The following is a 7024-nucleotide window of genomic DNA, read 5'->3' as shown; positions in this document are numbered from 1 at the left end:
GGGGCCGGCCGGGCCGTTTGTCGTGAGGGACGGGGTGGAAGACTGAGAGGTTGGCCACCCTCCGCCGGCGGGCGGAGTCAAGAGGTTTTCCTATCCAATCTGTCCGACTATCGGGCGTAGCTCACCGGAAACCTGTATTAACAGTCCGTTTCGGGGGTGTCTGTCTGCTATCCCTTTGTCCGAATTTTGGCCCTCAAGCGTCTCCTGATGTTGCCAAAACGAGATGCTTTAAGTGTGGTTTACGGCCCGAACTTACCCAATAGTTGGCTTCACTGAGCTCGGGTCAACGGGTCATGCGCTGTGGGGAGCGCCGACTCACGAGCACACGGGGTACAGCTCTTCGCCGTCAGGGGTGTCGGCGGGTGTCATGTGCCCAGCCTTGCAGTGAACACGTGGACTCATGAGGAGGAACCCATGCGCGGTGCCACGAGCGCCAGTGGGGTCGGGTCGTCAGCGATGGCTTGTACGGCCGGTTTCCAGCGCATTCCATCCGGTCGGACCGCCCACGACGGCCGCCGATCCTGAGCCCCGGTCAACCGCTCGGCTCGCGCTCCTGAACCAGGGTGGAATCCCCCTGTCGACGCACTTTCCAGCAGGATCCCCCGTGGCCTGACCACGAGGGCATCGTGCGGCATGGCCACACCCATCGCGGGTGAGCCCTGCCGAGGGGGGATCGTCAAGCGGCGGCTCACCGTACGTACGAGTACACACATCACTCGGCCGTCATCGCCGTCGTGCGCAGGACCGCGGGTCACCGACACCCGTGAATGGACACATCATGACCAGTCCAATTGAGACCGAGGCCGCGGACGCCTCTGTCACCTTGGACAAAGACTCCGCGACCAAGAACGACACGGCGGGCGGAGCCGACCACAACGGTCGCTCTCCCGGCCAGCTGATGTGGGCGCGCTTCAAGCGCGACCGCGTCGGCGTGATCTCCGCCGTCGTCGTGATCCTCTACTTCGTGGTCGCGGCCCTGGCGCCGGTGATCTCGTCGCTGTACGGGAAGGATCCGTACACGCTCTACCCGACCCAGCCCGGATACGAGGACATCCTCGACGACTTCGCGATGCCCGTCGGGGCCTTCGGCGGGATGTCCGCGGACTTCTGGTTCGGTGTCGAGCCCAACCTCGGCCGCGATGTGTTCACCATGCTGCTCTACGGCATGCGGACCTCGCTCTACATGGCTCTGGCGCTCACCTTCCTCGCGGTGCTCACCGGTGTGCTCATCGGCATGATCGGCGGCTACTTCGGCGGCAAGGTCGACTACTGGCTCGGCCGTGTCACCGACTTCTTCCTGGCCTTCCCCAGCCAGCTCTTCTTCATCGCCTTCATGCCCGTCGTGACCGCGATGTTCGTCTCGCCGACGGATGAGACCCCCACCTACCTGCGCGCGGTCGCGATCATCCTGGTGATGTGGTTCCTGGGCTGGATGGGCATGGCCCGACTGGTGCGCAGCTCGGTGCTGTCGCTGCGGGAGCGGGAGTTCGTCGAGGCCGCCAAGGTCTCCGGTGCCTCGCGCTGGCGGATCGTCCGCAAGGAGATCCTGCCCAACATCGTGACGCCGATCCTGGTGCAGGGCACCTATCAGCTCCCCGCCGCCATCCTGAGCATCGCGTTCCTCTCGTACGTCGGTGTGGGCTTCGTGGAGCCGACCCCCGACTGGGGCCGGATGTTCGCCATCGGCTCCGAGATCTACGAGCAGAACCCGTCGTTCATGTTCTTCCCGGGTATCGCGATGGTGGTGTTCGTCCTGGCGTTCAACCTCCTCGGCGATTCCGTCCGGGACGCTTTCGACCCCAAGACCGGACGCTGACGTCCGTGGCGTGGGGGCCGCTGCCGCCCCCGCACCGGGCAACCGGACGGTCAGGCAGCTCTTGATGAATCACAACGGACAGGTAGGTGCATCAAGCATCATGAAGCCCATTCGCTCACGCTCAGCGCGTGCCATAGTCGTCGCGGCAGCGGCCGGTTCGCTGGTGCTCACGGGTTGCTCTTCTGAGGACAAGAAGGGCAGCAACGAGAAGGCGCAGAACCAGCAGGACGCCGCCAAGCAGTCGAAGCCGGTCTCCTACGGCAACGCGGCTGCCTCGACGGGCCCGGCCAAGGACATCGCCGGTGCGAAGCCCGGTGGCTTCATCAGCGTCTACACGCAGTCGGACCTGAGCCACATGGACCCGGGTCAGATCTACGTCAGCGACGCCGGCCAGTTCTCCAACCTGGTCCACCGCGGTCTGACCAACTACCAGGAGGGCCCCAACGGCCTGGTCGTCGTCGGTGACGTCGCCACCGACTCCGGCAAGTCCAGCAATGGCGGCAAGACCTGGACGTACACCATCAAGGACGGCGTCAAGGACGAGAATGGCAACGCCATCACGTCCGCCGACGTCCGCCACACCATCGAGCGCATGTACTCGAAGGTGATCTTCGACGGCCCGAGCTACATCCAGACCTGGCTCTCCGGCTCGGACTACCGCAAGGCGTTGCCGGACGGCCCCTACAAGGGCAAGAAGCTGCCGGACACCGTCCTGGCGACCCCGGACGCCAAGACCGTCGTGTTCAACTTCAAGGAAGCGCAGCCTGACCTTCCGCAGGCGCTCGCCATGCCCGGGTACAGCATCGTCCCGGCGAAGGCGGACACCAAGGAGAACTACGACAAGAAGCCGGTCGCCCTCGGTCCGTACAAGATCGCGGAGACCAAGCCCGGCAAGTCCATGAAGCTGGTGAAGAACCCGAACTGGGACCCGAAGACCGACGCGGTCCGGCACCAGTACCCGGACGGCTTCAACTTCACCACCACCATCGACCAGGCCAGCCAGACCAAGCGTCTGATCAGCGACCAGGGCGAGGCCAAGAACGCGATCCAGTTCACGGACTCGGTCGACCCGGCCCAGATGCAGAGCGTCATCAACGACCCCAAGGTCAACAAGCGCACGGTCAAGGGCTACCAGCCCTACGTCTGGCAGATGACCTTCAACCTGGACCGGATGAAGGACAAGAAGATCCGGGACGCGATCACCTACGCGATCCCGAACCAGCGGATGATCCAGGCCGACGGTGGCCGCTACGGCGGTGAGCTGGCCGGTGGTCTCTTCGCCCCGACCCTGCCGGGCTTCGACCCGAACTACGACCCGTTCGAGAAGAAGAAGACCCCGAACGGCAACGAGGCCAAGGCCAAGGAGCTGCTGAAGGAGGCGGGCTTCAAGCAGGGCACCAAGCTCAGCTACGCCTACTCCAACACCCCGCGTGGCCAGAAGCAGATGGTCATCATCAAGGACGCCCTGAACAAGCTCGGCTTCAACGTCCAGGCGCACGAGATCGACCGCAAGAGCTTCTACGAGCAGATCGGCAAGCTCAACAACACCTTCGACCTGTACATGACGGGCTGGGGCCAGGACTGGCCGTCCCCGGGTACGGTCGTGACCCCGGTCTACGATGGTGAGCTGGTCTCCGACGGCGGTTCGAACTACTCGCACATCAAGGACCCCGAGGTCACCAACGGGATCAACGAGGCCGTCCAGCTGTCCCCGGCCGAGGCTGGTCCCAAGTGGGCCGAGATCCACAAGCGGATCGTGGAAGGCGTCAACCCCGCCGCCCCGGTCTACTACTCCAAGCAGATCCAGCTGTCCGGTTCGAACATCGGTGGTGCCAAGTACAGCACCGAGTCGAGCTACATCAACATCAACGATCTGTTCCTGATCAACCCGTAACCACCCCGTACGGGCTGATCCCGGGGGTGCGCGCCAGGCGGAGCGCACCCCCATGGGCCCACCCGCCACAACTCCCGCCGCTTCCGAAGAGAGCAGCTTTCCCCGATGCTTCAGTTCCTCATCCGCAGGTTGACGGGCGCCGTCGTCATCATGTTCCTGATCGGCGCGTTCACGTTCTTCCTGTTCTATACGATCCCCCAGGACTTCGCCGAACTCTCCTGCGGTAAGAACTGCTCGCCGGAGAACATCGCTGTCATCCGCGAGAACTTGGGCCTCGACAAGCCGATCACCAGCCAGTTCTGGGAGTTCATGGGCGGCATCGTCTCGGGTCGCGACTTCGCTCAGGGATACTGCTCGGCGCCGTGCCTGGGGATGTCCTTCGACACGAAGGAGATGGTCTTCGACTCGATCATGGACCGCTTCCCGCTGACCCTGTCGCTGACCGTCGGTGGTCTGATCATCTTCCTGGTCCTGGGTCTCGGTTCTGGTCTGCTCGCCGCCTGGAAGCGCGGCACCATGCTCGACAAGATCGTGAGCGGCGCCTCGATGGTGCTCAGCTCCTTCCAGATCTACTTCCTCGGCCCGATCGTGCTCGGCCTCTTCGTCTACAGCACCGGCTGGCTGGAGAACCCGAAGTACGTCTCCTTCTTCGAGAGCCCCGGCTCATGGGCGCTCGGCATGCTGATCCCCTGGGCCGTGATGGCGACCATCTTCACCGCCCAGTACACCCGTATGTCCCGCTCGACCATGATCGAGCAGCTCCAGGAGGAGCACGTCCGCACCGCGCGGGCCAAGGGCATGTCACAGAAGTACGTGTTCTTCCGCTACGCCTGGCGCGGATCGCTCACCCCGATCGTCACGATCCTCGGCATCGACCTCAGCGGGCTGCTGGCGGGTGCCGTGGTCACCGAGTTCACCTTCGACCTGGCGGGCATCGGCCGTCTCGCGGTGGACGCCTCGCTGGACAAGGACCTTCCGCTGACCATGGGCGTCATGCTGTTCGGAGCCTTCTTCATCCTGCTGCTGAACATCATCGTCGACATCGCGTACGCCTACATCGACCCGCGCGTGCGCCTCGCCTAGGAGAACGACCGTGACCACTCTGACCAAGACCGAAGACACCCCGGCCCCGACCGGGCCCGGGGCCTTCCTCTCGGTCCGCGACCTGCGGGTGCGCTTCTCCACCGAGGACGGCGTCGTCAACGCGGTCGACGGACTCTCCTTCGACGTCGAGCGCGGCAAGACGCTGGGCATCGTGGGCGAGTCGGGCTCCGGCAAGTCCGTGACCAACCTGACCATCCTCGGTCTGCACAACCGCAAGTCCACCGACATCTCGGGCGAGATCCACCTGGACGGGCAGGAGCTCGTCGAGGCGCCGGAGAAGGACCTGGAGAAGCTGCGCGGCAACAAGGCCGCGATGATCTTCCAGGACCCGCTCACCGCGCTCTCGCCCTTCTACACGGTGGGGCGGCAGATCGCCGAGCCCTACATGAAGCACACCGGCGCCTCCAAGAAGGAGGCCAAGGCGCGCGCCATCGAGATGCTCGACAAGGTCGGCATCCCGCAGCCCGCGACCCGCTTCGACGACTACCCGCACCAGTTCTCCGGCGGTATGCGCCAGCGCGCGATGATCGCCATGGCGCTGATCTGCGACCCCGACCTGCTGATCGCCGACGAGCCCACCACGGCGCTCGACGTGACCGTGCAGGCCCAGATCCTCGATCTGCTGAAGGAACTCCAGCAGGAGATCGGCTCCGCGATCATCTTCATCACCCATGACCTCGGTGTCATCGCCAACATGGCGGACGACCTGCTGGTGATGTACGCGGGCCGGGCCGTGGAGCGCGGCAGCGTCCGTGAGGTGCTCCAGACGCCGACGCACCCCTACACCTGGGGTCTGCTCAGCTCGATGCCCCGCCTCGGCGGCGACATCAACGAGGCCCTCACGCCGATCCCCGGCTCCCCGCCGAGCCTCCTCAACCCGCCGCCGGGCTGCCCGTTCAACCCCCGGTGCGCCCATGTGGACAAGGTCGCGGGCGGGCTCTGCACCTCCGAGCGCCCGGCGCTCGCCGCCGGACGGGCCGCCGCCTGTCACCTCACGGCGGAGCAGAAGCAGACCATCTTCATCGATCAGATCAAGCCCCGGCTGGGCTAGGGAGACGCAGAGACATGAGCGAGAACGTCACTCTGCCCAAGCAGAAGGATTCGACCAAGGGGACGAGCGCGGGTGAACCGCTGCTCTCCGTGGAGGGGCTCCAGAAGCACTTCCCCATCTACGGTGGCTTCCCCTTCCGGCGCCAGGTCGGCGCCGTGAAGGCGGTCGACGGTGTCGATCTGACGGTGCACGCGGGCGAGGCCCTGGGCGTCGTCGGCGAGTCCGGCTGCGGCAAGTCCACCACCGGGCGACTGGTGACCCGGCTGCTGGAGCCCACCGCCGGCAAGATCACCTACGCCGGTCAGGACATCACCCACGCCAAGCGGCGCGAGCTCGCGCCGATCCGGTCCGAGATCCAGATGATCTTCCAGGACCCGTACTCCTCGCTGAACCCCCGGCAGACCGTCGGCACCATCATCAAGAGCCCGATGGAGGTCAACGGCATCAACCCGCCCGGGGGCCGCGAGAACCGCGTCCGTGAGCTCCTGGAGACCGTCGGCCTCAACCCGGAGCACTACAACCGCTTCCCGCACGAGTTCTCCGGCGGTCAGCGCCAGCGCATCGGCGTCGCCCGCGCGCTCGCGCTGGAGCCCAAGCTGATCGTCGCCGACGAGCCGGTCTCCGCGCTGGACGTCTCCATCCAGGCGCAGGTCGTCAACCTCCTCCAGAAGGTCCAGGAGGAGCTGGGGATCGCCTTCCTCTTCATCGCGCACGACCTCGCCGTGGTCCGCCACTTCTCCCAGCGGGTCGCCGTGATGTACCTGGGCAAGGTGATCGAGGTCGCCGACCGCGACTCCCTCTACACCCGGCCCCGCCACCCCTACACCCACGCTCTGCTCTCGGCCGTGCCGGAGCCGACCGTGGACGGGGACCAGAAGGAGCGGATCCGGCTCTCCGGAGACGTCCCGTCGCCGATCATGCCGCCGTCCGGCTGCCGCTTCCGCACCCGCTGCTGGAAGGCCCAGGACAAGTGCGCCACCGACGAGCCGCCGCTGGTGCAGCTCTCCGGCAACCGCGAGGGTCATCTGACCGCCTGCCACTTCCCGGAGGACCCCACCACGGAGGCCCGCCAGGAAGACGTGGTCATGGACCCGGCGCTGGCGGCGCTGGAGGAGAAGTCCGCCGAGTGACGGTGTGAGCGGGGAACAGGGCCCCGGAG

At 65.7% G+C, this 7024-nt stretch carries 5 protein-coding genes; all 5 read left to right on the top strand.

Annotation, left to right across the window (positions count from 1 at the left end; all coding sequences use genetic code 11):
- The first annotated feature begins 778 nt into the window (after window positions 1-778).
- The 5 genes from ACFVIM_RS30765 to ACFVIM_RS30745 all read left to right on the top strand — a co-directional run bounded on the left by ACFVIM_RS30765 (window position 779) and on the right by ACFVIM_RS30745 (window position 6995).
- The gene (locus ACFVIM_RS30765; protein ID WP_384308285.1) at window positions 779-1816 is read left to right on the top strand and encodes an ABC transporter permease; all 1038 of its coding nucleotides are present in this window, start codon (window positions 779-781) and stop codon (window positions 1814-1816) included.
- Window positions 1817-1916: 100 nt separating this feature from the next.
- Complete coding sequence (locus ACFVIM_RS30760; RefSeq protein WP_384308282.1) at window positions 1917-3710, top strand: ABC transporter substrate-binding protein; 1794 nt, start codon at window positions 1917-1919, stop codon at window positions 3708-3710.
- A 105-nt stretch (window positions 3711-3815) separates the two neighbouring features.
- Entirely contained in the window at window positions 3816-4793 is a 978-nt protein-coding gene (locus ACFVIM_RS30755; RefSeq protein ID WP_384308280.1) for an ABC transporter permease, read from the top strand.
- A gap of 10 nt (window positions 4794-4803) precedes the next feature.
- Window positions 4804-5865: an ABC transporter ATP-binding protein gene (locus ACFVIM_RS30750; RefSeq protein ID WP_384308277.1), complete on the top strand. Its 1062-nt coding sequence runs from the start codon at window positions 4804-4806 to the stop codon at window positions 5863-5865.
- 14 nt (window positions 5866-5879) lie between these two features.
- Window positions 5880-6995, top strand: coding sequence for an ABC transporter ATP-binding protein (locus tag ACFVIM_RS30745; RefSeq protein WP_384308274.1), 1116 nt, complete (start codon window positions 5880-5882; stop codon window positions 6993-6995).
- Window positions 6996-7024 lie beyond the last annotated feature (29 nt).

Source organism: Streptomyces sp. NPDC057638 (genome assembly GCF_042800315.1).
Taxonomy (GTDB): domain Bacteria; phylum Actinomycetota; class Actinomycetes; order Streptomycetales; family Streptomycetaceae; genus Streptomyces.
Note: the sequence above shows the minus strand (reverse complement) of the source record. Positions and strands in the feature narration are given on the sequence as shown.

What these genes read in the sequence shown, in the direction of transcription:
- ACFVIM_RS30755 (WP_384308280.1), top strand. Translation starts at nt 3,816, where the DNA reads ATGCTTCAGTTCCTCATCCGCAGGTTGACGGGCGCCGTCGTCATCATG.
- ACFVIM_RS30760 (WP_384308282.1), top strand. Translation starts at nt 1,917, where the DNA reads ATGAAGCCCATTCGCTCACGCTCAGCGCGTGCCATAGTCGTCGCGGCA.
- ACFVIM_RS30745 (WP_384308274.1), top strand. Translation starts at nt 5,880, where the DNA reads ATGAGCGAGAACGTCACTCTGCCCAAGCAGAAGGATTCGACCAAGGGG.
- ACFVIM_RS30765 (WP_384308285.1), top strand. Translation starts at nt 779, where the DNA reads ATGACCAGTCCAATTGAGACCGAGGCCGCGGACGCCTCTGTCACCTTG.